The organism is Psychrobacillus sp. FSL K6-1415 (assembly GCF_038003185.1).
GTDB lineage: Bacteria > Bacillota > Bacilli > Bacillales_A > Planococcaceae > Psychrobacillus > Psychrobacillus psychrodurans.
In genome coordinates, this window is the sequence record NZ_JBBOOQ010000001.1 from 3,726,636 (window position 1) to 3,753,174 (window position 26,539).

Consider the following 26,539-nt stretch of genomic DNA (forward strand, 5'->3'; position numbering starts at 1 on the left):
CGTATTCAAATTAAACTAACCAAAATAATTATAACCATCCTTCTCGATAATTGAATCCTCCTAAATAAGTAAAAGCGCATCTACCCACGATAGGTAAATACGCTCTTATTTTCTTATTAAAAAAATAGCAGAAATAACACAACAAAAAATAGGACAATAAACAATATGGACATACCCTTCATCCATTTTGCCTCTTTAACGAATCCTTTTTCTTTAAAGCTGATCGCTCGGAAGCCATTACTTAATGCGAAGATTGCCGTCATAAATAAGACAGCCATATTAATATTTCCTTTAATAATAAATACCAATGCAGAAATACTGACCGCTGCGATAAGTAGGCCAAAAATCCAATTTCTTTTCATTCCTATACACCTCCTATGAAGAGCGCTGGAAGTCTGGACACTCAAGAAAAAAACGAAGCAACAAGCGCTTCGTTTTAATGTTATACAGATTCTTCTGCTTTTTCTGGATGATTCGAGTAAAATTTACGCCCCAAATATGTTTGGAATATTAATAATAGTCCACCGACAGCCCAATAAACCGGCAATGCAGCCATCGAACTAAAGGAAATAAACATAATCATAATAGGTGAAATATAAATCATCATCTTCATTTGTTTCTGCTGCTGCTCTGGTACTGTCCATAATGAAACTTTCGCTTGGATGAAATAAACTGCTCCAGCAATTAATGTCATCGCAATATCTGGAGAACCTAAGTTAAACCATAAAAATGGATGTGTTTTAATATCGTCTGAATAAAGAATTGCAAAATACAATCCCATAACAATAGGCATCTGAATAATCATTGGCAGACAACCCATGTTTAGTGGGTTTACCCCATGCTTACGATATAACCCCATCATTTCTTGTTGTAGAGCCATTTGCTGTTCTTTATCTTTTGTTTCTTTTAGTTTCTTTTGGATTTCGTCCATTTCTGGTTTCAGCTTGTCCATTTTTTGTTTCATGCCTTGTTGGTTTTTATAATTTTTAAGCATTAAAGGCATAAGAACAAGACGAATAAGTACAGTAATCGCGATAATCGCTAAACCATAACTACCATTGAACATTTCTCCAAAGAAATGTATAAGAAATTCAAAAGGTCGAACAAAAATATTATAAAAAGTACCTTCTTTGTTTTCTACTCCAGAGCACCCACTAAGCACTAATGCCGCAAATATAAGAATAGAAAATAAACTAATCTTCTTTTTCATGTCTATTCACCTTCACTCATCAAACTATAAAGAAGTATACCTTACTATGAAGCTATTTATCAAATATAACCCAAAATATTTAACCCGATTGTTGTTCATTAGGAAAATTATAATTAAAACTTGGATATTCTTGGTTATCACGATATTGCTTCGGAGTTAGTCCTGTATACTTTTTGAATATGCGAGTGAAATAGCTTTGATTACAAAAATGAAAACTATTCGAAATATCGGATATAGCCTTATTTGTATTTCTTAAAAAGTACTGACATTCTTCTACTTTACGAACATTTAAATATTCCACAAGAGTAACACCCGTATGCTCTCTAAAGATTCGAGAAAGATGACTAGTACTTATATTGAAATATTTAGCAATATCCTCTACTGTTAAATTCTTTTCTATTTCATCATTAATATAAAGAATGACCTTGTTTACTGTTTGATGCCCAAATGACGGTTTCTTTCTTTCCGTTATTACCATCACAAAAAACTCTACCAGCTCATCCGCGCATAGTAAAAATTGTGCATCACTCATTTTCGTCTCAATTGTTTCTACACATGCAATATTAAAAGCCATAACCTTATCAGTCGGTACTTGACTTTCGTGTAATTTTCTCGCCATGACAGCTGATAGTTGTATGAAGTAATATTTTACGTTTAGAATCATATTTTTACGTGTTCTAGCTATTATTATATCTATTATGCTTCTCAAAATTTGTTTTGCTTCCGTTAATTCAAAGGAAAACATTTTTTGAAATAGCTGTTCTTCTAATTCTAAGAAGAAATCTAAACCCTCTACTTTTGTTGTCACACCAGTTTCTCTATTATATATTTTGGAAAAATTTTCTAAAAATTGCTTCTCTACAGTCCTCATATGTACCTCATTTTCCTCGTTTTAGGTCTTTTTAATCATAATAACCTATTAGGTATGTTGTATCAACCTATATCATTATCCTGGAAAATAAAAGTTATTTCAACTATTACGTATTAGTTTTTTTGAGGAATTAACATTTTTATATGCTTAGGTAATACTTTAATTTCTAATGGTGTGCAGTCTCCTTCATCCCCATCCACATTACAATACAATGGGTTTTCTGATTCTATTAACACACTGCTTGTTTCAATCACTTCAACTCCATTATCCTTATCTAGATTTCCCAATAATATTTTAGCGCCCATTCTTGCTATAGAAGTAAGTCCTGCCTGTTTTATAATATAAATATGTAACTTTCCATCATTTACCTCAGCTGAGTTTACCATCTTTTCAAACCCACCTACTGAATTCGTTAACGCCACTAGTAAAAGCAAAGGCGTTCCCTTCCAAATACCTGAATCGTGTGTAATTGTCATTTCTACTTCTTCATCCGATATAATAGCTTTCATACCTTCTAAAAGATAAGCAAGTGAGCCCATTTTTGTTTTTTGTTCAACAGTTGCTTCTGCTACACGGCTAGCTATTTCACCGATTGCTACTATATTCATAAAATATTTATCACCTATCTGACCAATGTCAACCATTTGTGTGTGAGTCATTTTCACCGCTTCAATGGCTAGGTGAGGGTCTAATGGAATTCCTAGTGCACGTGCAAAATCATTTACTGTGCCAAGTGGAATAAATGAGAATAAAGGACGATGCAGTTGTTCTGCAAGACCGTTTACTACTTCATTTATTGTCCCATCTCCACCCATCGCCAGTAAAAAGTCTATTTTTTCTGCGCAGGCCTCTTTGGCAAATACCGTTGCATCATTTTGTTTTTCTGTCTCCTTAATGATAACTTTATATCCTAATCCTTCTAATACATTAATAGTGGTTTCTTTATACTGCTCTGCATCTGCTTTTCCAGAAGATGGATTATAGATAAACATTGCCTTCATATGATTTCCTCCTAGCATATTTTGTTTGTTACAAATTCCCTTTTTCGATAATATTAAAACCTTTATACTATTAATAACTGTTAGACTTAAGTAAAGATCACTATAGAAATGAGGAGCTGCGATGCACTTTTTTATATATATTATTATTTTTTTCTCGTTCTTCGACTTATTTTCCCAATTACCAATTATGAGTCCCTTTGCCGAATCGCTTGGTGCTACTCCCTTTGTAACAGGTTTAGTGGTAGGAATGTACTCCCTTTCGAATACAATTGGTAATATTGTTTCAGGATTTTTAACGGATAGAAAAGGACCCTTTTATATCCTCATCATCGGTTTGTTTTCGACGAGCATCTCGTTATTCCTTTACCAATTTGCCAGCGATCCTGTTGGGTTATTAGTTATACGTTTTTTACATGGTTTAGTTGCTGGACTAATTGTACCTGCAGCGTTTACTTATTCGGCCAATAAAACTTCAAAGGATAAACGTGGCAAAGGGGTAGCACTATCTGGGGCATTTGTAGGACTTGCCGCAATTGTAGGTCCAGCAACTAGTGGGATACTCGCTAGCAAACAAGGTGAAGTATTTGTTTTAGGGATGACAGGTTCCATTATGCTTGTATTAAGTATATTATCTTTAGTTTTGTTAAGAAAAATAGCTATAGAAAGGGAGGATAAGGTAGATTCCTCACCATACTCAGTGCGCTCCATTTTTCAACAGAATGGAATAATAAAGTCATTTGCAGGTGCGTTTTTCTTAATGTTCTCTCAAGGGGTATTAGCTTATATGCTACCTCTAAAGGTATTACATCTGGGGTTTGACACTAAAACAAGTGGGTTACTTTTAAGTACGTTTGGTTTTGTTGCTATTCTAGTGTTTATACTTCCGATAAACCGAATATTCGACCGAGTGAAGCCGGTCTACACACTTGCTTTTGGGATGTGTATCATGGGAATCAGTATGCTATTACTTGGACATACAGATCCACTGAGCATACTTTATGTCTGGATGGCTTTATATGGAATAGGGTTTGCGTTTCTATTTCCTTCTATAAACTCACTTTTAATCGATTCAAGTGAACAGGCATATCGCGGAAAGGCTTATGGCTATTTCTACGCATTCTTTTCTATTGGAGTCGTTGTAGGATCAAGCATTACAGGTTTTCTGGAACTAGATGCCACCGGCGGATTTACGTTGACAGGAGCCATATTGATTACCGTGTCTATTTTGGCACTTGCCTGGAGGAAATAATAAAAACAGGGTGTGGTTATACACACTCCTGTTTTATTAGCACTATAATGTTATTTGATCATTAAGGTTAGGTTTCTTTTCTACATCTTCAATATCCTTGGAAGACTTCTTCGACTTTTCCTGTACTTCTTCATTATAGTACTGAACGCTTGTCATAGCCCCTTCATCTACCATATTGTTATCTGGTATATCGTGAGGATCAGGATGTCCCGCTCCCGTTAAATCAGATTTTTGGTGTTTCTGCGAGTCTATGTAAGCATTCACTTTAGATTTTGTATTATTAAATGCTACCATTGCTTTATCACGATTCTCTTTTTTCCTAAAATAAGCATAAGCACCTGCTGCTAATCCTGCTAATAAAAGTGATTTGTTTTTTGCCATCATAATAACCTCCAAGTTTTATATATAATCTATATACCCTACTATGAATAAATTCACACCTAATTTTAAGTAGATTTTAATCTTAAAATATCGAAAACACTACTATATGGCTCAGAAGGTTTATACTTTGTCATTCCTAAAAAGGAATAGTTTACCCAATTATATTACATTTTGATTTCTAATTGATATTAATTCTATATATTTGTAGAAGATTAGAGTTATTTTTGTTATGATTACAAAAAGAATTCAGAGGTGATTTCAAATGATTAGGGCGACTACGTTAGATGATATTTCGATGATTCAACAGATCGCAAAGGTCAGTTGGAACGATACATATAAAAACATTATACCTATTGACATACAAACGCTTTTTTTAGAAAAAGCTTATTCCCCTATGATGCTAGTCAAAAGAATAGAAAAAACTATTTTCTTAGTCGCTGAATATGAAGGTAAGCCTATTGGTTTTGCCAATTTTACATATGTGGACGAAGACGGCGACGCGGAACTAACTGCAATTTATGTATTGCCAGAGTACAAACATATTGGTTATGGAAAAAAACTATTATTGGCGGGGCTAAATGAGATGCCAGCTGGTCGACAACTATTTGTTTACGTTGAAAGCGAGAATGATAGCGCTCGTCATTTTTATGAAAATTTCGGTTTTGAGTGTTTAGAAGAATTCGATGAATACTTTGAAGGACATCCTTTAACTACTGCAAAATATGTATATCTATTGAAAACACCGGCCTATTAGGTCGGTGTTTTTGTTATTTAAAGTGTTTTCTCTGTAGTATAGTATTCTTCTTGCTCCGCTAGTTGCACAGGTGGTTTGCGGACAAAACACAAGATTGCTGCAATGTACAATAGAATTGATGTCGGCGATAGTATACCTGCAAATAAGCCTGCTATGATAAACATAATTCCTGCTAATTTCGGGTTTTTATTTTTTGAAATAGAAATAATTCCAATAACATTCAAGATTAAGCTAATTACAAGAATGAAAACAAATACCCAACCAAATATGCTAAACGCATCAATAACTGCAGGCATATTATCGTTTATAATTTGTAAATCCGTTTCTGTCATGGTTGGATCCTCTGCAATGATATCTTGGAATTCACTATTGAATAATTCATCATTCATTGCGTTACTTCCAGTTACCACTAAAATTGTTACTAAAATAATACTAAGTAATGTCATAATTGCACTAATGACACCTAATGCTATTTCTCCTGTACGTGACATAAAGTTCAGTCCCCTCATTTTTATATGTTCCTTTTAATTCTACGATAAATACTTAAAAAAGTTTCGTATAATTTTAATGTCCCCTCCGTGAAACTGATTAAACTTGTTTAAAAAAATATGAACATGGGTACTAATACTAATAGACTACCAATGAGAAATGAGAGGATGAGATTTCATGGAGAAAAAGTTAATTTTTAACCAGTCAGATTTCCTTTATACGTTAGCAGGTGCATCGGCATTAACAGGAATTCTAGTATTTTTTACACAAATTTAATATGGTCATCATAAAAAGGCAATCCTTTTCTATTTAGAAGTGGATTGCCTTTTTGTTTTATGCTTTTACATCATCATATTCATCAGATTTCGAGAAAGCCGCTACTACGTACGAGCAAACCGGCTCCATCTTTAGCTCCTGCTCTCTCGCATAAGAAGCAGCGCTATCTAATAACTTTTTAGCAACTCCCTGACCTCTCAACTTATCAGAAACATATGTGTGATCCATCACCATTACATCCCCAAGTAAGGTCCAGGTAATTTCCCCAAGTCTTTCTCCCTCTTGAATATACTGATACGCATAAACATCATTTCCTAATTCTTTGAGTTGAAGTTCCATCTTTAACCACTCCTTTTCTGAATTTTAGCATATTTATTTATTGATTGATAGCGGACGCAACTTTGCTTCAATTTCCACTCTCCTTGATTCTAAAAAAGGAGGTAGAGCTAGTGTTTCTCCCAAATTCTCCAATGGTTCATCCGTGTCGAACCCCGGCTCATCCGTAGACAGTTCAAATAAAATACCATTCGGTTCTCTGAAATAGATTGCCTTGAAGTAGTATCGGTCCACTAATCCAGATGTCATAAAGCCGTTTTCGCGTAAACGCTCCTCCCATTTCGGATAATCCTCCAACGAAGGAATTCTAAAGGCTACATGATGTACACTACCACGTCCAGGACGCTCCATCGGTAAATCAGTTCGTGTCTCCAAATGAACCTCTCCAGCAGGACCACCTTTACCTGTTGTATAAACTTGGATATGTGGCATTTCTTTGATGTCGGAAGGATAGGAACCTGCTAACTCAAATCCAAGTATTTCTGTTAATACTTTTATTGTAGCGGCTGATTTTCGAACAGTAAGCTTTATCGGACCTAAGCCAATAATTGCATTATCAGCTGAAATTTCCTTCCTTACCCATGCTTCACCATAAGGTATTCCAGCTCCATTATCGACAACTAGCATATGTCGTGCACCCTCAAAGTCTTCAAAGTAAAGCGTCTTACGACCAAATCGTTCAGTTATGGAGTCATGTGGTACATCAAACTTCTCAAATCTACTTTTCCAAAATTGTAGAGCTTTCTCGCTTTTGACACGGAAACCTGTGTTACTAATACTAGATACACCAGGATATGTTCGTCCTGCTTGCGGTATGTCAAAGTATGTCATATCTGTACCAGGTGTACCTACCGCATCTGCGTAAAATAAATGATAGGATGACGGGTTATCCTGATTTACACTTTTTTTCACTAATCGCATTCCTAATATTCTTGTATAAAAGTCATGATTTTTATCGGCGTCAGCAGTTATTGCTGAGACGTGGTGGATTCCCGCTAATCTCATTTGTCTACCTCCTAATGAATTTATCTTGAAGTCGAGATATATTAACTTAATAATATCAAGTAATCTTTTTTTGTGCAAATAATAGCACATAGGCTTCGCTTTAGAAGATTGCCACCTGCGAGAGAATAGGGGCTATACGAGAGTGAGCATATCCCCAAATTATTCCACCGAACAAAACAAAGCCCTCCTATCAATTGTTTAAGACGGAGGGCTCACATATTAGTTGAAGATTGAGCGAATAGAATCTATTAAATCGCTAAAGAAGTTTTTGACACTTTCCCAAAATCCTTCATTGTCGACTATTTCTCCAATCTTGTCTTCAATTGTTTTACTTAAATCATTCAGTTCATCTGACCATTGACTGAAATCGATATCTAGTTGACGAATGCGGTCCATTAAATCGATTAGCAGCTGACGATCTTTATCCGAAAGCTCAATTTTTAGATTGGCTAATTGCTCGGAAACGATTTTCTCCACTTCTTCTCGGGAAACTGGGTTTTGTTCAGCAATTTGCTTTTTAATTTCTGTTAATAATTCACTTACTTTTGCTTCATCAATACCCGCATCTTTTGCTAGATTAGTAGCAATTGAAAGTTCATCATTTGCCACATCTGTGCGTTCTGGATCTAGTTTTTCACCCGTAACCTCATATGCTTTGTATATCCCTACTAGGGCTGAATGGCCAGTTACAGGCTTAGGTGCAGCGATTTCTACTACTGCATCCTGAACTCCTGCTGTTAGCATTGCATTAGCATACATCTCAGAAGTTACCTCGGTAATATCATCTGGTGTAACAATGCTTATCACTAGACCTTTCCCTGCATCTTTACGAGTGATTTTAGCAGAAGAGAACATTCTTGCAGATGCGTCTCCATCCTGTAAGTACGTTGCTAGGTCCTTACCAGTTACCTCTATTTCTTGAACATCTGATTTATCTGTTATTTTCAAACTTTTCTTTACACTTTCTTTTTGTTCAGCAGTTAGGTTTCCACCATATACCACGATAGGTGCACCAAACTTTTCGTTTACGACTTCTTCAGTGGAGCCATCTGAATCTGCCAATGAATAAGTAGGTGCAATGATCATACCAATTAATAACATCGCTGTAATGAATGGCAACAATAATTTCTTCATTCTATTAACCCCTTCCTCTTCCATTCCCTCAATAATACGAAAACAGGAGTAAAAAGTTCCGACTAATCGATTCTCTTTACTCCGTATGAATTACATTTTCAATTGTGTCCAGCCATCTTCTTGTACAATTTTTTTATCTTTCATAAGTTTACCTAAGGCGCGTTTGAACGCTGCTTTACTCATGCTGAACATTTCTTGGATTTCGTCTGGAGACGACTTGTCTGTAAATGGCATTTTACCGCCGACATCATTTAGGTAGCGGAATATAGATTCTGCATCGTCCCCTAAACGTTCATGTCTACGAGGCAGTAGTGATCCATTCAGTGATCCATCCTCTTTCACATCAATAATGCGAACAGTCAAATCTTCACCTAATCGCGGTTCATTAAGGCGTTCTGATTCATGAACAAAAATTCGATAGTTTTCTGGAAAACTTAACAAAAAGGTACCTACAGGAAGTAAGCGGTATGCACGTGCTTGAAGATTCTGATTGAATAATGTCGTTGGAGCGTCAATATACAATTCCTCTACACGGTCTTCTGTTGCTAAACGACCGAATAACTCACCATCTTTATCTGTGCGGAGAGTCATATATAAATGATCACCAACAGCTGGCCATAATTCTTTTATTTTCGGTAGATCGTCTTCTTTCACCTGAACTTCCTTGGACGTACCAATGTCGACGAAAACACCTTCTCTATCAGCTACTTTAATAACCCGAGCCCAACCGTATGTGCCCTTTTGGATAGATGGAAGCTGCGTTGTAGCAGATAAATTGCCTCGTCTGTCCACAAACAAGAATGCTTCAATTGTGCCACCAACTTCTAAGTCCTCCGGTGCTTCTGAAGCATTTAGCGGAATGTCCATTCCATCATATGCTAAAATCCATTTCGATCCGTCTTGTTCTTTCACTTGTAACTTTACTATTTCTCCTGATGCTGTTCCTATCAAAATTACCGCTCTCCTTCTGACCAAATATGGTACTGATCTTACCCTGTTTCATTAGATTTATAGAACGCTTTGTCAGCTCAGATAAACAATGATACTTTATCTAGCTTTTGTAACACTGCTCCACCCTAACTTACCGACAATGTTTGTCCAAACTACAGCGGCTTTATTACCGTTCCTTATATCATGAACTTTCAAAAGAACATTATGTGCTACTTCCCCTATAACCGATTCGTCTAAATCGTAAACAACAAATGCAAATGCATCCCCACTAAAGTGTGAAAAAAACCTTTATTATCAATTACCTCATATAATACTGAAGAAAACGTTTTACAACACTCAGAAAAACTCAACCCTTTTTAGGTTGTATGTATAACCCTATTTATATTCTAAAATGCACATATCCAAACCATGTAATTCTTTCATTTTTTCTAGATTCCAAGCCAATACATCAAGATTTGTTTCATATTGCTTACTATTTATTGTCGAAAGATTACTCACTATCTGGGTCTTGTAATTCTAAAAGCTTTGACTGTAATGCTGGGTTCTCCTCTAAAAATAATACTAAATCCGCAATACGGTCGATGGAGTTCCAGCTTAAATGATGTTCAATTCCTTCTACATCATTGTAAATATTCTCTTCTTTAACACCAATGATCCGTAAGAAATCTTCTAAAAGTTCATGTCTTTTCACCAATTTTTTGCCAAGTTTCATTCCTTTTGCGGTAAGAGTTAGTCCCCTATACTTTTCATATATTAAGAAGCCATCTTTATCTAGTTTTTGAACCATTTTTGTTACGGAAGATGGTAATACAGACAATGCTTCTGCAATATCAGACACGCGAGCATACCCTTTCTGCTCGATTAACAAATAAATTTGTTCGATATGGTCTTCCATGCTTGGTGTTGGCATATATATCTTCCTTTCATCTCTGCTCTATATATTTTACTACAATGAAGACTCTATCACAATTATAGATATTTTTTCCTATATACCTTATGAAAATTCCAAGCATCTACGTCAGCCCCTATAACTTTCTTCAGCAACAAGCTGAACGCTGGAACAATTGCTGAATTACTATTAAGGAACTTTTCACCTTTATTCGCAATTCTGAAGCGACTCTATGGGCTAGACGCTCGAACTGGACAGAAGCTGATTGAACAGCATTCACCTTTTAGTAACGAAACATATGAAAAACCTTATCAAATAAAGACAAGGTTTTTAGTGACGATGTGGATATTTCCCCACAACATAAATAGAATGAATAATTCTTTTGTTGATCCACTCTAAGTTTTCGGTTGTATTTAAACGTTCGAAAACAGCTGTTCTTCCTTTTTCTGTTGTAACGTAATGTGCCGGCAATGTATTTAAACTCAATGCGATAATATCTCGCTCGCATTGTTCACATTTGCAAAAGGTTTGGTATTCCGATCCTCTCATCATTACTCTGACAAGACTATGAACTATTTCTTGCATCACATTCGTAAGCAATGACAACACTCCTTTCATGCATTTAAAAATGGAAGCATGTTTAATACTATACCCAAAAGGGTAACTTGTTAATATCAATATTACTGGTAAATAAAAAAAAAGAGAGGATGATATTCAGATGGGTAAAATTTTATGGGGAATCATCGTTGTATTAATCGTACTTTGGTTACTTGGTTTAGTATTGAAGATTGGCGGAGGGCTTATTCACGCACTATTAATTATCGCAGGTATCATCTTCGTAGTTCAACTAATCAGCGGAAAACGATCACTGTAGGGAAAGGTGTTGCCAAATCGGCAACACCTTTTATTATATCTTTATATGGATTCTCTTACATAAGCATATATACATGTATTCCTTAACTTCTTCCCATCCGCAGATAAAGAATCTTTTTGCAGGACGCCTTCCAGTGTAAATCCAGCTCTTTCTGCAACAGAGCGGCTTCGGACATTTTCACTATCACATCGAATTTCTACTCGATTGGCATGTAGTTCCTCAAATGCAAATTGAGTGATACGTTCACATGCTTCCGTCATTAGTCCTTTTCCTTCAAACTTACTATCAATCCAATAGCCAATTTCAAATTTCCTAACGTCCCAATCAATTCGATGTAATCCAGAAGCACCTACAAATTCACCGGTATCTCTTAAATATAACTGAAGTCTTAAATCTTTTCGAGTTATAAAATCCGCCACTGCTTGGCGCATATTAGTAGTGATTTGCTCCAATGATTGTTTTTTTTGCGCCCAGTTCATCCACTCTTTTAGAGCTGCATCTGAATTGATTATCGCCTTCCAAATTTCTTCGGCATCCTCCACTTTAGGTGCCCGTATCAACAAACGCTCTGTGTAAAATTCCTCGGGGAAGGTCAGTTCCTCTTTAACAGGTGCAGGTTTGTGAAAATCTTCATCCCATTTTACAGGTGTGGCAGTTCCTTTTAAGAAATCTTCTCGTGTCAGGCCATATGTTACTGCATCATAATAAGAATCCTCTTTAGGGGAGAACCAAGCTTGACGTAGCTGAGCTTCCTTGACAAATCCCGCTCGCTCAAAGGTTTTTCGCATCGCAAAATTATCTTGTCTTGTATGTCCTTCTAAACGAATTTTCGCTTCTGGCAATTGAAACACATATTCTGCAACAAGTTTTAATGCCTTTGGTCCATAGCCGCTACCCCTAGCATGATCAGCAATGCGCAAGTCAAAAAGGGGAATCTCATCTTGTAAATCATAAATTTTAACAAAACCAACTTTTTCATTTGATTCGTTTTCAATCCAAAAGGTTTTCACTTCATCCGATTGATATCCACCCTCTTCAATCGTTTTTTCTATTAGTTCTCTTGCTGGGTGTGAATTTCCATGAAACGGCCAACTATTTGTCGTCATGAAATGGATTAGCTGCTCTTGTTCTTCCATCGTCCATTCCGTAAGCTTCATATTCCCGCCTCCGTATGTGCTATTTGTTTACCTTTATAAGACGCAAAGAATTCAGCACTACTAGTAATGTAGCCCCCATATCTGCAAAGATGGCAATCCATAAAGTTAACCACCCAGGAATAATGAGGAGCAGTGCAATTATTTTTAATCCTAATGCAAACATAATATTTTCTTTAATAATATGCAATGCTTTTCGACTTAAACGGATTGTATAAGGTAACTTTTCTAGGTCATCTCCCATTAAAGCCACGTCCGCTGTTTCAAGTGCCGCATCTGTTCCTGCTCCACCCATTGCAATACCAACAGTTGCTGCTGCTAATGCAGGAGAATCATTAACACCATCTCCAACCATTGCAACCGTCCTGTACTTACCTATTAAGGATTTTATAGCAGAAAGTTTTTGTTCTGGCATTAGCCCCGCCTCTACATCGGTCATTCCTAGCTTCATCGCAATTGCGTTTGCTGTACGTTTGTCATCTCCTGTCAGCATAACAGTATGACGTATACCTGCTTTTTTCAGTTTTTCTAGTACAATCTTACTTGTTGGACGTACTGGATCTGCAACAGCTATAAACCCTTGATAAACACCATCTGCTGAAGCTAGCATGACTGTATTTCCTTCTGTTTGTAGTTGCTCAATTTTAGTTGTGACTTCAAATGAAACACTACTTATAGAGGAAATCCAACTAACACTTCCGACTGACCATTTCGTTCCTTCAACTACTCCCTCTGCCCCTTTACCGGTGACAGATTGGAATTGCTCGATTTCTATACTATCAATTTGCTCTTTTGCACCGTATTTAACGATAGCCTGAGCAAGTGGATGCTGAGAGTAATTTTCGATTGACATAACTTTTTGAATGAATTCTTTTGGTACATCTGCTTCTACATGTGTTACCTCTGGATATCCTTTTGTTAACGTACCTGTTTTATCAAATGCAATTGCTTGAAGTCGACCAATCTCCTCTAAGTGAATTCCACCTTTGATCAATACCCCCTGTTTCGCTGCATTACCAATTGCTGTTACAATTGCAACGGGAGTAGAAACTACTAATGCACACGGACAGCCTACTACTAAGACTGCAAGTCCTTGGTATATCCATGTTTGCCAATCAGCCCCGAAAATTGGAGGAACTGTAGCGACTAATATAGCAATCATAATAATCACAGGTGTATAATACTTCGCAAACTTATCTACGAACTTTTGAGATGGAGCTTTCTCCGCTTGTGCTTCTTCAACAAGATGGATGATTTTCGCTATGGTCGTGTCTTCTACTCGCTTCGTCACTTTTACTTCAAGAGACCCTTCTTCGTTTAGTGTGCCAGCAAATACTTCATCCTCTATCGACTTCATAACTGGCACGGATTCTCCGGTAATCGAAGCCTGATTGACTGCTGAAGTACCTTTTATAACGATTCCATCCATGGCAATTTTTTGTCCTGGTTTTACAATCAGCACATCATTTATTTGAATAGAGTCTGTATCAACCTCTATTAACTTGCCATTTTTGCGTATTGTTGCTGTTGGCGGTGCAATATCCATTAATTGACTGATTGACTGACGCGCCTTGTTCATCGAGTAAGCCTCTAACGCTTCACTTACCGCGAATAGGAATACTACTACAGCTCCCTCGCGCCATTCCCCAATTATCGCCGCTCCAATAATCGCAATCGTCATAAGTGTCTTCATATCAAAATAAAAACGTGATAAATTGACTAGCCCTCCTTTAAATAAGTCAAAGCCTCCCACTACTATAGAAACGATGAATAATCCTATTGAAAGCGGATGCGATTCCTCATAAACAAAAGATCCGATAATCCCTGATACTAAAAAAACAAAGGAAATAACCGTTAATACATTTTCTTTTCGTTTAAAGAAAGGAATTTTTTCTGGTTGACGCTGTTTGACAGTTGTCACTTTTATGCCATCGAATGCTCCAGCTTTTTCAATTTCCTCTACTGTTGCTTTTCCAATGACGGATACTTTAGATGCACCAAAATTAACCGTTGCATCTTCAACCTCAGGGAGGTTTTTAATGTTATGTTCAAATTTCATGGCACAACTGGCACACGAAAGATTCTCCAATCGATATTCTTGCTTAGCTGCTTTCCCCATCCTTTTCACCCTCTTCTATCGCATGTTCATATGCGAGCTTTACTAACGCATTCACATGATGGTCTGCTAACGAATAATAGACTTGTTTTCCCTTACGTTGTGATTTAGCTAGAGATATATCTCTTAAAAATCGTAAATGGTGGGATGCTGTCGCTGTCGACGAACCTATAATTTCTCCAACATCACAAACGCAAAGCTCTTCTTCTATCGTTAATGCATATGCTATTTTCAGTCTTGTTTCGTCTGCAAGGGCTTTAAAAATTTGAGCAGCCATTGCTAGTTCTGGCATTTGCTTCTTTACGGAAAGTACTACATCTTCGTTTATCTTTGTTACTTCACACATGTCTTTCGATTGCATATTTTCACCTCATTCAAATGATCGTTTGATTGATAATAGTATATGTTCAATAAATTCAAAACGCAACTTATTCAAATGTTTATTTGAATGTTTTTGATATTATTTCTTGTTTACTTGCTTTCACCTATCTTTTACTTGCTCTCCTTTGTTTTGTACTTGCTTTCATGAGGAATTTACTTGTGCTCCAGACTCCTTTACTTGCTTTAAATTGCAACTTACTTGCTAAAGGGATTATATTTCCAATTAATAAAACAGCCGAAGACAAATATGTCTTCGGCTGCCTTATTTTTAGTTTGCTTTTAATAATAATTCATATCCTTCTTCCACATTACCGTCTATTACAGTAGTATGGTAGTTTCCTTCTGCCCAATCATCTACTTGGCTATGATACCACTCAGATTTCATGTGACCGCTTTGCCCTGGTCCAACGATATGATAACCCTCATTTAAATTAGCCAAATCTGCAACAAATCGCCAAGACGCTCCATGATCCACTTTTCCGTCTTCCCCGAATCCAGCTGCTTGAACAGTTATATTGGATCCTCCGATAGGTACTGGAGTTGGATTTAACAGATAAGCTAAAATTGGAGAAGCCCCTCCTAGAGGATGATCAAACGTTAGCTGATGGTAATCGCCCCACTTCCATTTCTTTTCGTTAGATCCAAACTCCTCGGATATTTCTTCGGTTGCTTCTACAAATGATTCATATACCCATTTGTCTACACCACCGTATGATTCTAACCAAGCACTTTGCTCATTATTATAGCCTTTTCGTAATAATTGATCTGAAATATTACCTTTACCAGGTAACATCGAATATACATCTTCAGGCATTTCTTCCTCTAGCAGAGTCTGAGGTAGTTCCTTCATCCATTTATGAAATACAAGCGGACCTGCTTGGTCTTTATCATCAACTTGATCCCATTGCTTCAACAAGGAGAGGATTTCTTTATATTCACCCTTGGCATCTAGTTTTTCAACCGACCCAAGCATTTGTGTTAAGAACTCTTTAGCATATAAATTCGTTTGATCCATCTGTAAATTCATCATATCTTCTTTTGTTATATCTGATTTACTTTCAAGTACTTCGGCAATTCGTTCATATCGATACGATTGAGCCCAAAAATTAGTAATATGATATGGATAGGAATCATCCACGACTTCATTGTTTGCTGTTGCTATAAAGCCTTCTTCTGGGTTCACGACAATTGGAAGTTCATCATAAGGAACAAAGCCCTCCCAGTCATAATCAGCTGAGTCTCCAGGTACAGGCAATTGGCCATCTCCTGTCTTTCTTAAAGGTATCTTACCATTCGCTTTATATGCAATCGTTCCATCTTTAGCTGCAAACACAAAGTTTTGTGCTGGTGCATGGAAGTCTTCCAAGGCTATTTCAAACTCTTCCCAGCTAGACGATTTGTTCATTTTCAATATTGCCTGTAATTCAAGTGTAGGTTCTAATGCGGTCCACTGCATAGAAAACAATGCAGAAGCCTTCTCGTCTTTAAATAAGACATCAGAAATAATAGGACCATGTCGTGTCACTACTACTTCAAAGGGCAAATCATCCTGTCCCTTTACTTTAATAGGTGAATTACGAACCTCTGCCTGCTCCCATTCCCCTTCATATAAGAATTGTGTACGGTCATCAGGATTTGGCGTTTCGATGTAAAGATCCTGTACATCCGGTCCTACATTCGTTACACCCCATGCAACCTCTTCGTTATGACCAAGAATAATGCCGGGTATACCAGCAAATATAACGCCACTCACATTTTGTTCTGGAGATTTTAGATGCATTTGGTACCAAATGGATGGTGTACTCAGTCCCAAATGCGGGTCGTCTGCCAGTAATGGAAGCCCACTCGCTGTCTTTTCCCCGCTTACTACCCAGTTATTACTACCATTAAATTCGTTCGGTAAAACGGAAGAATCAAAGTAACCACTTACATTTACTGGTTTACTAATATTCGCTTCAATAATAGATTGGGCATTTTCAGGATATGTTATAAAAAGCTCCTTCGCCTTTTCTTCATCTAATTCGCTTAAAGCCCAATGTCTGATTGCAAGTGTTGACCAGTTTCCACCCAAGTCATACGCCATATATTTCCCAATCGCCAGGGAGTCAGTTGGAGTCCACTCTTCTGGATCATACCCTAGTAATTTGAATTCATAGCTTAATTTATTTTCTTCTTTTGCGAATTCAATGAAATCATTGACTCCTTCTGCATACCATTTCAATACTTCCTTTGCTTCCTCACTATATCCATCATAAGATTTCTCAGCAGCATCACGTAAGCTGAAGGTTAAGAAAAACTTATCTGTATCAACCGCGGACTCCCCTACAACTTCTGCAAGACGACCACTAGCTTGTCTTCTAGCCAAATCCATTTGAAAAAGTCTATCTTGTGCTTGCACAAACCCTTGCGCTCGGTAAAGGTCAGCATCTGATTGTGCAGTAATATGTGGAACCCCGTTAGTGTCTCGCACGACTTTTACATCCGAGTCCAGTACCTCCATCGCAAGTTCCCCTTCAATAATTGCCTTCGTGCTAGACAAATACATATTCAACCCAATAACCACAATAACTCCTAATACAACAATAATACCTAAAATCCAGGCAGTAATTTTCCACCCTTTTCTCATAAGCCAAGCCCCCTTAGTTATCCTTAACATTATTCGACATTTTTAGAAAATTCCCTTCCAAGAACAAGCGAAATCGCAGGATAATGTATCTATACCATAATGCATAAGTATCATTCTTAAATAGCAGTGGATCGCTCTTGTTTACATAAGCAATATTCTCGTATAAAAACCATATCGCTCTCGTATGACATTAAGGATTCACACTTGGACCAGATATGTTGAATTTAAACAAAAAAAGACCCATGAATAATTATATTCATAGGTCTAGGCTTGTATTAATCTATATTTTCCCCAACAATTTTCACTTCTAACTCTAACTCGATGCCAAAGTTTTCTTTTACTGTTTCTTTCACCATTTCAATCGTACTAATATAATCAGTTGCAGTAGCATTATTTTTGTTTACGATAAAGCCTGCATGCTTCGTGGAAACCTCTGCTCCCCCAAAACCTTTACCCTGCAAGCCACTGTCTTGAATGAGCTTTCCTGCGAAATATCCTGGGGGTCTTTTGAATACACTACCAGCAGAAGGGTATTCTAAAGGCTGTTTTGATTCACGTTGAAAAGTAAGATCTGCTATTTTTGCATCGATCTCTTCCTTATGCCCTTTTTCCAATAAAAACTCAGTCGATAATACATAATAGCCCTTTTTTGTAATTATACTTTTCCGATAACCTAGCTCTAATTGCTCTTTTGAAAGAACAAGCTTTTCTCCAGCCGGAGTTAGCACTGTACACTGAACAATTACATCTTGGATTTCTCCGCCATAAGCTCCAGCATTCATAGCCATGGCTCCGCCAATAGAGCCAGGAATACCACAAGCAAATTCTAAGCCTGTTAGGGATTCCTGTGCCGCTGCCCTTGACACATCAATAATATCGGCACCACTCTCGGCAATCACACGGTTTCCATCAATTATAATTTTATTTAAATTTTCTAATCGTAGCACAATTCCTCGAACTCCACCATCACGAACAACCATATTTGACCCGTTTCCAAGTAGTAATAACGGTATATCGTGCTCATGTGCATATTGAACAACAAAGGCCGCCTCGTCTTGAGTAGTAGGCGTTACAAATAAATCTGCCTTACCACCCATTTTAGTTACTGTGTGCAAATTCAATGCTTCATCTATTTTTATATTTTCTGGATTTAGTTTTTCGTTTAAGCTTTGAAACCATATTTGTTTATTCAAAAGAGACAATCCTTTCTACATTAGCCTGTTACCCTTACATAGTATGCATTTTCACTCATAATATATCAAGCGAAAATACTATAACCATTCTTTAGACCAAGTCTCAATTCCGCCAACTACTTCTTTTAGCGCAAGACCTTTCTCCGTCAAGTTATATTCTACCCGTATAGGTACTTCTGAAAAGACAGTTCTTTGAACTATTCCCTCTTTTTCAAGTTCCTTTAAACGTTCCGATAACAACCGTCCACTTATAGGAAGTGACGACTCAATTTCATTAAATCGTTTTGCTCCATCCATTAGTTGATGCACGATGAGGGCAGTCCATCTTTTTCCTAGCAATTCCATTGCCTTTGACAACCTTGGACATAATAACGTTTCTTTCATCTGATTCACCTCTATTGCTTCCTATTATAGTCTTTTTAGCTCCGTTTGTAAAATTAAAGTAATTTAATTACTTGACGTAACCAATGTATTAATTTATATTTAGTTACATAAAGTAACTTAATATTTATCCCTTAAACAAATAGGTAAAGGAAGTTATAGTTCCATAATATTGTTTCGAAATAAAAACTCTTGATTTCAAAACAATATTGTTTTATACTAAAAAAAACGAATCTTAGGAGGAAATTAACAATGACAAAATTCAATCTTGACGCTGCACATTCTACAATCGACTTTTCAGTAAAACACATGATGGTTTCAAAAGTAAAAGGATCTTTCACTAATTTTACAGCAGACTTAGATGGGAATGCGGAAGATTTAACTGGCGCTACAATTAGCTTTGACATTGATGTAAAATCTATCAACTCAAATAATGGAGATCGTGATAACCACTTACTATCTGGAGATTTCTTTGACGCAGATACTTACCCAAGCATCAAATTTATAGCAACTGATATTAAGAAAACAGATGATGGTGAGTATGACGTAACTGGTGACCTTACAATTAAAGACGTTACAAAAACAGTAACATTTGATGTTGAATATGGTGGTAAAGGTACTAATCCATGGGGCCAAGAAGTAGTAGCTTTCTCTGCTGATACAAAAGTTAACCGTAAAGAATTTGGTTTAACTTGGAACCAAGCATTAGAAACTGGTGGAGTTCTAGTTGGCGAAGATATCAAAATCACTGTTGAACTTGAACTAAACCCAGCTTAATAGACTAAATTACAAGAGGCTATCCTAAGCTTTAGGATAGCCTCTTTGAATGATAGATGGCATTTAACTACTCTAAGATTATTCAGAGTAGTTTTTTAAATTTTGAAACTTTTATTTTAGATTTTCGTATATACTTATATAAAAGCTTTGGAGGGATATAAATGGAAGAACTTATAGGATTGGTTGCCATTGTTATGGTGTTTTCAATACCGCTTACTGCAATTTGGACAACACATCTACGAAAATCGCAAAAAGTGAAATCATCAATTATAAAAGATGAAATTGAACTAGAAAAACTCAAATATAATAACTTTTTACTAGAAACTGAAAAAATGCGCATCGATCTCCAGCAGAAACAAACAAACTTACTAGGAAGCTCAGATCCACTTATTTTAGATTTACAAAAAAGTTCAAAAACGGAGACAAACACTATATCTTCGTAAAACAATCGTGCTGATTTCATTCTGCACGATTGTTTTTTATCAATAAGACTTCACTTCAATTCTTCTCAGTCGCAACTTTACGTGTCCATCGATTACACTATAGGTATCTACTAAACGAAATAGGAGCCTACTATGCAAACATCTACCAAAGGTTTTTTCCAATTACTTAAAAGTCTAAAATGGCCAGTAAAGATAACAATTATAGCGGTTGTTCTATCCCTATTAAGCACAGTTATTGGATTAATCGTACCTCTTGTAACAAAAGATTTAGTTGATACGTTAACAACTACTGCTTTTAATTGGAAAATGATTGGCGTATTACTGGTCGTATTCCTCTTGCAGGCGATTTCCGGTGGATTCTCTTTTTATTTATTATCCTATATTGGAGAATTTATCGTTGCGGACCTTCGTACGAAACTATGGAGCAAAGTACTTCATCTACCTGTTCTCTACTATGATCAAAATGAAAGTGGTGAAACGATGAGTCGTATTACACAGGATACGACAACGTTGAAATCACTTATTACAGATCATTTAGTAAATTTCGTGTCTGGAATTATTACAATTATCGGTTCAGTTATTATCTTATTTTTTATTGATTGGAAAATGACGCTGATTATGCTAATTAGTGTGCCCCTGAGCATGGCAATCATGATGCCACTCGGTACAATGATGCATAAAGTTTCAAAAGCTACTCAAAAAGAAATGGCTTCGTTTTCCGGACTTTTAGGACGAGTGCTATCTGAAATACGGTTAGTCAAATCTTACCGAGCTGAGAAAACGGAAACTGTTAGTGGTAGCGAAGCCATTCAAAATCTCTATAAATTTGGCTTGAAAGAAGCAAAAATACAAGCGTTCATCTCCCCTTTTATGACGCTCATTATGATGGCAATTTTAGTCGTCATTTTAGGCTATGGAGGTTTACAAGTATCTAAAGGAGTCCTATCTGCTGGAGATCTCGTTGCGATTATCTTTTACTTAGTGAATATTATTGTTCCCTTTGCACAGATGGCAACATTTTTCACCTCTTTCCAAAAAGCAGTTGGAGCAACGGAACGTATCCAGGAAATATTCTATATGGATAGTGAAGCAGTAGAACTAGAAGCTAAACAGCCATTAGAGGATGGTATAGTGGCTTTCGAAGACGTTCACTTTTCGTATGGCCCTGATAAAAAAGTGATTGATGGTATTTCTTTTGAAGCAAGACTTGGTACTGTCACAGCATTTGTCGGTCCAAGTGGTGGTGGTAAAACGACGATTTTTTCATTGCTTGAGAGGTTTTACGAGCCTGATTCAGGGAAAATTCTGTTCAATCAAAAACCAATTACCGATCTCTCTTTATTCTCTTGGCGTTCTAAAATGGGCTATGTTTCACAAGAAAGTCCTTTAATGAGCGGTACAATTTTATCGAATATGACTTATGGCATGTCAGAAACCCCTCCAATGGATAACATCATCCAAGCAGCTAAAGCAGCTAACGCAGTTGATTTCATAGAGGAATTGCCGGACAAATACGATACACTCGTTGGAGAACGTGGTATCAAACTTTCTGGTGGACAACGTCAACGTATCGCAATTGCTCGTGCTCTCTTACATGATCCCAAAATATTATTATTAGACGAAGCAACTTCCAACTTAGATAGTGGCTCAGAAGCTTCCGTACAAGAGGCATTAGAACGTCTCATGAAAGGGCGAACTACATTAATCATTGCACATAGACTAGCAACAATTGTTCATGCTGACCAAATATTCTTCCTAGAACAAGGGAAAATCTCGGGAAGTGGCTCACACGAAGAGCTTCTTGCCAAACACGAACTATATAAAGAATTTACACATGGGCAAGGACTATCTTGAATTAGAAACTCCAATGAGCACAGTCATTAGACTTGGCACATTGGAGTTTTATTCGTTAAGACTCAAATAAGCCTCTACAACTCGAGTTTCACAACTATTCTGTGTTATTATAACTAACAACCAAGAGAGAAAAGTTTTAATAACTAATATGGAGGGCCATTATGCAACTAACAATTAGAGCAACTGGTGAAAATGTAGAGGTTATTACATATCTGCTTGCTAAAAATCCCAATAATATTTATGAACGGAACCATAAAGGCCATTACATTAGAATGTTTTATAATGTAGTGACTGAAACAGAGCTTGAGCTGACAATTTTCTTAACACCAGATCCACTGGTACTTGTAAATCATTCTTCCAATGCATATGATATCACTCATTATATTAACGATCGAGAATTTGCAGTTAGCAGCATATTCATATCACTCATCCGATCCGCCCTTGGCACTGCATTAAACGGGCAACCAAAAGAAGAATATATAAAGTGGGTGGATCACCGTTTTCCTTTTGTTTTTAGTTTTGGTCCAGTTGCAACTGAGTTAAGCGAACAGGATACTCGTAACCTTTTTGAGCCGTTGGGTTATGATGGCAATATAGAATACGCAGAAACGGATTATTCCTTTCATCTAAAAGAAAAGAGTTCTGCATGTTATATCACATTATCTGGTCACACCTCACTTCAAAAGGGCCTCCAACAACTATTTTTACTCATTCCGGTGTTGGATAACTATAAACATTATTTTATAGATGAATCAGAAATTGAAATGCTTAAACGATATGGCGAGGGATGGCTTGAAGATCATCCACAGAAAGAATTTATCATTCGAAAAGCCTTACGTTTTAAGGAAATTTATAGCCAACTGGAAGAACAAGATAATTCTGATAAGCAAATACATCCTATACGACTCAATGAGCTTCGTTACGAAAAAATTGTGGATTTAGTTAAAAAACTACCTGTGAAAAATACGATTGTCGATTTTGGATCAGGAGAAGGCAAACTATCTGCTCAGCTTGGTTTTGTTGAAGGGGTACAGGAAATTTTTGCAGTTGAACCAAGTGAAACAGCAAGATCTAAAGCACAAAAACGATTTGAAAAGTTAAAGGATAAAAAAGGTTATGTCGAGCCAATAATGATTTGGGGCTCTCTTTTTTACTTCGATGAACGCTTGAAAAACAAAGATGTCATCATATTATGCGAAGTTATTGAACATATCGATGAAGAAAGATTACCGAAAGCAATGGATCTAATTTTACAACAATATTATCCATCTTCTATAATCATTACCACACCAAATAAAGAATACAATCATGTTTATGAAATGACTGAGTCCTTGCGTCATAATGATCATCGATTTGAATGGTCGAGAGAAGAATTTAAGGAATGGTGTCTGCGTATGAATCACTCTGAACGTTATGTACTAACTTTCGAAGGGATCGGCAATGAGGATGAAACGTATGGTTTCCCTACTCAAATGTGCACGTTTACCAGGAAGGAGAATCATTCATGAAAATTACAGTACCCAATTCAGGCATTGTCCTCCTAATCGGTGCATCTAATAGTGGAAAAACAACATTATTGAACAACTGGATTCGTGAAGAAAGTATTCAACCGTCTGAAGTAATTAGTTCTGATGAGTATCGATTAGTTGTAAGTGATACAAATTTTATACAATGGACAGGCAGGCCGAAAGACGAAGCAGATAGTCTTTACGACCAATACCATGCAATATCAGAAGAAGCCTTCCATATGATGGATAATGTTATCGAAGCAAGATGTCGATTAAATAGGTTAACGTTTATAGATGCTACACATCTTTTCGCAGATGACCGAAAAAGATATATAGCCTTAGCACAAAAACACCATGTACCAATTGTCGCAGTTGTTTTAGACACTCCGCAAGAAACATTACTTGAACGTGATGAACAACGGGAAAATTCTCGTGGAAAGAAAAAAGTAAAACAACAATACCAAAATTTAAAGCGTGAAAAACGTTTTATAAAAAAAGAAGGATTCAAATCAACTTATTTCATCAATGCTGATGAAGATATTGAGCTTGTACGTATGGATTATCCACTATTGATCGATGTAGAACATGGTATTGATCTAATTGGTGATATACATGGCTGCTATGATGAATTTATTATTCTTTTGAAAAGTCTTGGTTACGAGGAAAATGATGAGGCCTTATATCTCCATCCTGATGGTAGAAAGTTTATGTCTGTTGGGGATGTAATGAGCAGAGGACCAGAATCATTAAAAACTATGCTGTTTTTCCAACGACATGTCGAACAGGGCGTAGCCTATATGACGGACAGCAACCACGGTTGGAAAATTGCCCGCTGGCTTGAAGGACGTAGTGTAACTTTAAATTATGGGGACGAGAAGGTAGAACAGGAATTTAAAGAGTATGAGAAGGCTTACGGGAGCGAAAAGACTACTCAAACAAAGGAAGTTTTGAAAAATTTCCTTCTAAGTGCCCCTTCTCACTATGTTTTAATGAAAAATGGTGTACCTACTGCTGTGTGTACTCATGCTGGTATCAAAGACGAGTTTATTGGCAAACAATCACCCGATGTCCAAGACTTTTGTCGATATGGAGATTCAAGTGAATTGAATGAAAATGGAAAGCCTATCCGGAGTGATTGGTTTGTCCATCATAAAGGAAGTATCGTTATTATTTGGGGACACGACACAAAACCCCAACCTTTTGTGGTAAATAACACGGTTAATATCGATCAAGGCGTTGTTTTTGGTGGGAAGCTTACGGCGTTTCAATATCCAGAAAAGAGATTCATTTCTGTTGAAGCTCTACATAATTATTCTGGTGCTATAGATAATCCTTTGAAGGAATGGGAAAAGAAACGTTTTGATGCACCAAATATTGAGAAGTTTATCGAAGGATATTCTGTACAGACTGAACAATTAGGAAATATTAAGGTTCCTCAAAATATCGTTAAGTCTGCTATAGACACAATATCTCATTATACAGTGCCGATTGAACAATTACTTTATATTCCACCAACAATGAGTCCTACTCCGGAAACTTCAAAGCTTACAGATTTCTTAGAGCACCCAAAAGAGGCGATTGAGTATTATCGGAGTCACGGGATTGAAACGTTGATCGCCGAGAAGAAGCATATGGGGAGTCGTGCAATACTGCTTTTGTTTAAGGATAAAGAATCAGCGAAAAAGTCTATCGGTTTGGATATCGATGGGGTAATCTACACGAGGAAGGGTAGGAGATTTTTTGATAAGCTAACAGAACAAAAAGTTCTAAGGAAGTTAAAGGAAGAGTTGACTCGAAAAGGATACTTTGGCAAGTATGAAACGAACTATGTACTATTAGATGCAGAGATTATGCCTTGGAATTTAAAAGCGAAAGAACTGATTAGCAGTCAATATGCACATGTTTCGGAAAATGCAATTTTAGATCGAAAGAAAATAGTAGAAAAACTAAGTAATTCTGAACATGTGGATGTAAAGAAATGGCTAATAGAATACGAAGGAAAACTCGAGAATGCAGAGACGTTTAAAGAAGTGTTTCAAAAGTACTGCTGGGATATTGAAGGTACGGATACCATTCAAATTGCACCGTTTCATGTGCTTGCACACAGTAATGAAACATTCTTTCATAAACCGCATACATGGCATATGGAAATGAATAAGGAATTTGCTGAAGGTTCATCCCTTTTTGTGACAACTGAATATAAAATTATTTCTGATACAGTGAGTGAACAGGAAGTAACCACTTGGTGGGAAGAAATTACAAAAAATGGACATGAGGGAATCGTCATTAAGCCTGAGTTTTATATACCAACATATAGAGGAAAGCTAATACAGCCAGCTATTAAAGTAAGAGGTCGCAAATATTTGCACATCATCTATGGAATGGATTATTTAAGTCCTCTAAACTTAGAGCGATTGAAGAAACGAAATACAGTAAAAAAACAAAAACTTGCACTAAAGGAATTTGCATTAGGTATAGAAGGCGTACAACGTTTCGTCAATGGTGACTCAATTGAACGAGTCCATGAATGCGTTTTAGCTACTTTAGCAATGGAGTCAGATCCAGTGGATCCAAGATTATAATATATGTACAAAGTTCCTTGAAATTACTAATATGCAAATATTGTTGTACTTAAGGAAAATTAGAGACAAAAAAAGGTACCCAGTCCTTTAATAAAAAACTTGTT

At 36.7% G+C, this 26,539-nt stretch carries 26 protein-coding genes; 8 read left to right on the forward strand and 18 right to left on the reverse strand.

Annotated features, from left to right (window positions below; all coding sequences use genetic code 11):
• Nucleotides 1-116: 116 nt before the first annotated feature.
• The 4 genes from MKY60_RS18285 to MKY60_RS18300 form a co-directional block, all read right to left on the reverse strand.
• A complete protein-coding gene (locus tag MKY60_RS18285; RefSeq protein WP_090566413.1) occupies nt 117-362 on the reverse strand; it encodes a hypothetical protein in 246 nt (81 codons plus the stop codon).
• An 80-nt stretch (nt 363-442) separates the two neighbouring features.
• On the reverse strand, nt 443-1,210 hold the full coding sequence (gene yidC, locus MKY60_RS18290; protein WP_090566410.1) for a membrane protein insertase YidC: 768 nt from the start codon (nt 1,208-1,210) through the stop codon (nt 443-445).
• Nucleotides 1,211-1,289: 79 nt separating this feature from the next.
• Nucleotides 1,290-2,081: an AraC family transcriptional regulator gene (locus MKY60_RS18295; protein WP_340930874.1), complete on the reverse strand. Its 792-nt coding sequence runs from the start codon at nt 2,079-2,081 to the stop codon at nt 1,290-1,292.
• A gap of 113 nt (nt 2,082-2,194) precedes the next feature.
• On the reverse strand, nt 2,195-3,082 hold the full coding sequence (locus MKY60_RS18300; RefSeq protein WP_093495609.1) for a diacylglycerol/lipid kinase family protein: 888 nt from the start codon (nt 3,080-3,082) through the stop codon (nt 2,195-2,197).
• 121 nt (nt 3,083-3,203) lie between these two features.
• Between MKY60_RS18300 and MKY60_RS18305 the strand changes: the two genes are divergently transcribed.
• Nucleotides 3,204-4,331: an MFS transporter gene (locus MKY60_RS18305; RefSeq protein ID WP_093495610.1), complete on the forward strand. Its 1,128-nt coding sequence runs from the start codon at nt 3,204-3,206 to the stop codon at nt 4,329-4,331.
• A 42-nt stretch (nt 4,332-4,373) separates the two neighbouring features.
• On the opposite strand, the gene MKY60_RS18310 is transcribed toward MKY60_RS18305, so the two are convergent.
• On the reverse strand, nt 4,374-4,715 hold the full coding sequence (locus tag MKY60_RS18310) for a hypothetical protein (protein WP_340930875.1): 342 nt from the start codon (nt 4,713-4,715) through the stop codon (nt 4,374-4,376).
• Between the two features lie 259 nt (nt 4,716-4,974).
• Between MKY60_RS18310 and MKY60_RS18315 the strand changes: the two genes are divergently transcribed.
• Nucleotides 4,975-5,466: a GNAT family N-acetyltransferase gene (locus MKY60_RS18315; RefSeq protein WP_093495611.1), complete on the forward strand. Its 492-nt coding sequence runs from the start codon at nt 4,975-4,977 to the stop codon at nt 5,464-5,466.
• A gap of 17 nt (nt 5,467-5,483) precedes the next feature.
• On the opposite strand, the gene MKY60_RS18320 is transcribed toward MKY60_RS18315, so the two are convergent.
• The 7 genes from MKY60_RS18320 to MKY60_RS18350 all read right to left on the reverse strand — a co-directional run bounded on the left by MKY60_RS18320 (nt 5,484) and on the right by MKY60_RS18350 (nt 11,155).
• Complete coding sequence (locus MKY60_RS18320) at nt 5,484-5,957, reverse strand: DUF4064 domain-containing protein (protein ID WP_241597932.1); 474 nt, start codon at nt 5,955-5,957, stop codon at nt 5,484-5,486.
• A 331-nt stretch (nt 5,958-6,288) separates the two neighbouring features.
• Nucleotides 6,289-6,570, reverse strand: coding sequence for a GNAT family N-acetyltransferase (locus MKY60_RS18325; protein WP_093495612.1), 282 nt, complete (start codon nt 6,568-6,570; stop codon nt 6,289-6,291).
• Nucleotides 6,571-6,603: 33 nt separating this feature from the next.
• Nucleotides 6,604-7,572 (reverse strand): ring-cleaving dioxygenase, encoded by a 969-nt coding sequence (locus MKY60_RS18330; protein WP_340930876.1) that lies wholly within the window; start codon nt 7,570-7,572, stop codon nt 6,604-6,606.
• Between the two features lie 219 nt (nt 7,573-7,791).
• Nucleotides 7,792-8,706: a DUF1002 domain-containing protein gene (locus MKY60_RS18335; protein ID WP_093495614.1), complete on the reverse strand. Its 915-nt coding sequence runs from the start codon at nt 8,704-8,706 to the stop codon at nt 7,792-7,794.
• A gap of 90 nt (nt 8,707-8,796) precedes the next feature.
• The gene (locus MKY60_RS18340) at nt 8,797-9,657 is read right to left on the reverse strand and encodes a CvfB family protein (RefSeq protein ID WP_090566380.1); all 861 of its coding nucleotides are present in this window, start codon (nt 9,655-9,657) and stop codon (nt 8,797-8,799) included.
• A 490-nt stretch (nt 9,658-10,147) separates the two neighbouring features.
• Nucleotides 10,148-10,567, reverse strand: coding sequence for a transcriptional regulator MntR (gene mntR / locus MKY60_RS18345; RefSeq protein ID WP_241597944.1), 420 nt, complete (start codon nt 10,565-10,567; stop codon nt 10,148-10,150).
• Nucleotides 10,568-10,876: 309 nt separating this feature from the next.
• Nucleotides 10,877-11,155 (reverse strand): late competence development ComFB family protein, encoded by a 279-nt coding sequence (locus tag MKY60_RS18350; protein ID WP_333474083.1) that lies wholly within the window; start codon nt 11,153-11,155, stop codon nt 10,877-10,879.
• 109 nt (nt 11,156-11,264) lie between these two features.
• On the opposite strand from MKY60_RS18350, the gene MKY60_RS18355 reads away from it, so the two are divergent.
• Entirely contained in the window at nt 11,265-11,420 is a 156-nt protein-coding gene (locus MKY60_RS18355) for a lmo0937 family membrane protein (RefSeq protein WP_139175992.1), read from the forward strand.
• Between the two features lie 41 nt (nt 11,421-11,461).
• On the opposite strand, the gene MKY60_RS18360 is transcribed toward MKY60_RS18355, so the two are convergent.
• The 6 genes from MKY60_RS18360 to MKY60_RS18385 all read right to left on the reverse strand — a co-directional run bounded on the left by MKY60_RS18360 (nt 11,462) and on the right by MKY60_RS18385 (nt 19,274).
• The gene (locus tag MKY60_RS18360) at nt 11,462-12,577 is read right to left on the reverse strand and encodes a GNAT family N-acetyltransferase (protein ID WP_093495615.1); all 1,116 of its coding nucleotides are present in this window, start codon (nt 12,575-12,577) and stop codon (nt 11,462-11,464) included.
• Nucleotides 12,578-12,596: 19 nt separating this feature from the next.
• Complete coding sequence (locus MKY60_RS18365) at nt 12,597-14,693, reverse strand: heavy metal translocating P-type ATPase (RefSeq protein WP_340930877.1); 2,097 nt, start codon at nt 14,691-14,693, stop codon at nt 12,597-12,599.
• Nucleotides 14,677-15,051: an ArsR/SmtB family transcription factor gene (locus tag MKY60_RS18370; protein WP_340880582.1), complete on the reverse strand. Its 375-nt coding sequence runs from the start codon at nt 15,049-15,051 to the stop codon at nt 14,677-14,679. The genes MKY60_RS18365 and MKY60_RS18370 overlap by 17 nt, the downstream gene beginning before the upstream one ends.
• A gap of 288 nt (nt 15,052-15,339) precedes the next feature.
• Nucleotides 15,340-17,697, reverse strand: coding sequence for a penicillin acylase family protein (locus MKY60_RS18375; protein WP_340930878.1), 2,358 nt, complete (start codon nt 17,695-17,697; stop codon nt 15,340-15,342).
• Nucleotides 17,698-17,972: 275 nt separating this feature from the next.
• The gene (gene murB / locus MKY60_RS18380; RefSeq protein WP_093495619.1) at nt 17,973-18,890 is read right to left on the reverse strand and encodes a UDP-N-acetylmuramate dehydrogenase; all 918 of its coding nucleotides are present in this window, start codon (nt 18,888-18,890) and stop codon (nt 17,973-17,975) included.
• Nucleotides 18,891-18,968: 78 nt separating this feature from the next.
• Nucleotides 18,969-19,274, reverse strand: coding sequence for a winged helix-turn-helix transcriptional regulator (locus MKY60_RS18385; RefSeq protein ID WP_090566358.1), 306 nt, complete (start codon nt 19,272-19,274; stop codon nt 18,969-18,971).
• Nucleotides 19,275-19,523: 249 nt separating this feature from the next.
• On the opposite strand from MKY60_RS18385, the gene MKY60_RS18390 reads away from it, so the two are divergent.
• The 5 genes from MKY60_RS18390 to MKY60_RS18410 all read left to right on the forward strand — a co-directional run bounded on the left by MKY60_RS18390 (nt 19,524) and on the right by MKY60_RS18410 (nt 26,435).
• On the forward strand, nt 19,524-20,048 hold the full coding sequence (locus MKY60_RS18390; protein WP_090566355.1) for a YceI family protein: 525 nt from the start codon (nt 19,524-19,526) through the stop codon (nt 20,046-20,048).
• A gap of 161 nt (nt 20,049-20,209) precedes the next feature.
• Nucleotides 20,210-20,491 (forward strand): hypothetical protein, encoded by a 282-nt coding sequence (locus MKY60_RS18395; RefSeq protein WP_093495621.1) that lies wholly within the window; start codon nt 20,210-20,212, stop codon nt 20,489-20,491.
• A gap of 132 nt (nt 20,492-20,623) precedes the next feature.
• The gene (locus MKY60_RS18400) at nt 20,624-22,345 is read left to right on the forward strand and encodes an ABC transporter ATP-binding protein (protein ID WP_340930879.1); all 1,722 of its coding nucleotides are present in this window, start codon (nt 20,624-20,626) and stop codon (nt 22,343-22,345) included.
• 161 nt (nt 22,346-22,506) lie between these two features.
• A complete protein-coding gene (locus MKY60_RS18405) occupies nt 22,507-23,853 on the forward strand; it encodes a methyltransferase domain-containing protein (protein WP_340930880.1) in 1,347 nt (448 codons plus the stop codon).
• Entirely contained in the window at nt 23,850-26,435 is a 2,586-nt protein-coding gene (locus MKY60_RS18410; RefSeq protein WP_340930881.1) for a polynucleotide kinase-phosphatase, read from the forward strand. Before MKY60_RS18405 ends, MKY60_RS18410 begins: the two co-directional genes overlap by 4 nt.
• The last annotated feature ends 104 nt before the right edge of the window (nt 26,436-26,539 follow it).

Coding starts and splice junctions, on each gene's coding strand:
- MKY60_RS18390 (WP_090566355.1), top strand. CDS start 19,524: ATGACAAAATTCAATCTTGACGCTGCACATTCTACAATCGACTTTTCA.
- MKY60_RS18400 (WP_340930879.1), top strand. CDS start 20,624: ATGCAAACATCTACCAAAGGTTTTTTCCAATTACTTAAAAGTCTAAAA.
- MKY60_RS18310 (WP_340930875.1), bottom strand. CDS start 4,715: ATGATGGCAAAAAACAAATCACTTTTATTAGCAGGATTAGCAGCAGGT.
- MKY60_RS18360 (WP_093495615.1), bottom strand. CDS start 12,577: ATGAAGCTTACGGAATGGACGATGGAAGAACAAGAGCAGCTAATCCAT.
- MKY60_RS18285 (WP_090566413.1), bottom strand. CDS start 362: ATGAAAAGAAATTGGATTTTTGGCCTACTTATCGCAGCGGTCAGTATT.
- MKY60_RS18395 (WP_093495621.1), top strand. CDS start 20,210: ATGGAAGAACTTATAGGATTGGTTGCCATTGTTATGGTGTTTTCAATA.
- MKY60_RS18365 (WP_340930877.1), bottom strand. CDS start 14,693: ATGGGGAAAGCAGCTAAGCAAGAATATCGATTGGAGAATCTTTCGTGT.
- MKY60_RS18305 (WP_093495610.1), top strand. CDS start 3,204: ATGCACTTTTTTATATATATTATTATTTTTTTCTCGTTCTTCGACTTA.
- MKY60_RS18295 (WP_340930874.1), bottom strand. CDS start 2,081: ATGAGGACTGTAGAGAAGCAATTTTTAGAAAATTTTTCCAAAATATAT.
- yidC (WP_090566410.1), bottom strand. CDS start 1,210: ATGAAAAAGAAGATTAGTTTATTTTCTATTCTTATATTTGCGGCATTA.
- MKY60_RS18300 (WP_093495609.1), bottom strand. CDS start 3,082: ATGAAGGCAATGTTTATCTATAATCCATCTTCTGGAAAAGCAGATGCA.
- MKY60_RS18385 (WP_090566358.1), bottom strand. CDS start 19,274: ATGAAAGAAACGTTATTATGTCCAAGGTTGTCAAAGGCAATGGAATTG.
- MKY60_RS18315 (WP_093495611.1), top strand. CDS start 4,975: ATGATTAGGGCGACTACGTTAGATGATATTTCGATGATTCAACAGATC.
- MKY60_RS18355 (WP_139175992.1), top strand. CDS start 11,265: ATGGGTAAAATTTTATGGGGAATCATCGTTGTATTAATCGTACTTTGG.
- MKY60_RS18330 (WP_340930876.1), bottom strand. CDS start 7,572: ATGAGATTAGCGGGAATCCACCACGTCTCAGCAATAACTGCTGACGCC.
- MKY60_RS18410 (WP_340930881.1), top strand. CDS start 23,850: ATGAAAATTACAGTACCCAATTCAGGCATTGTCCTCCTAATCGGTGCA.
- MKY60_RS18320 (WP_241597932.1), bottom strand. CDS start 5,957: ATGTCACGTACAGGAGAAATAGCATTAGGTGTCATTAGTGCAATTATG.
- MKY60_RS18405 (WP_340930880.1), top strand. CDS start 22,507: ATGCAACTAACAATTAGAGCAACTGGTGAAAATGTAGAGGTTATTACA.
- MKY60_RS18325 (WP_093495612.1), bottom strand. CDS start 6,570: ATGGAACTTCAACTCAAAGAATTAGGAAATGATGTTTATGCGTATCAG.
- MKY60_RS18370 (WP_340880582.1), bottom strand. CDS start 15,051: ATGCAATCGAAAGACATGTGTGAAGTAACAAAGATAAACGAAGATGTA.
- mntR (WP_241597944.1), bottom strand. CDS start 10,567: ATGCCAACACCAAGCATGGAAGACCATATCGAACAAATTTATTTGTTA.
- MKY60_RS18335 (WP_093495614.1), bottom strand. CDS start 8,706: ATGAAGAAATTATTGTTGCCATTCATTACAGCGATGTTATTAATTGGT.
- MKY60_RS18375 (WP_340930878.1), bottom strand. CDS start 17,697: ATGAGAAAAGGGTGGAAAATTACTGCCTGGATTTTAGGTATTATTGTT.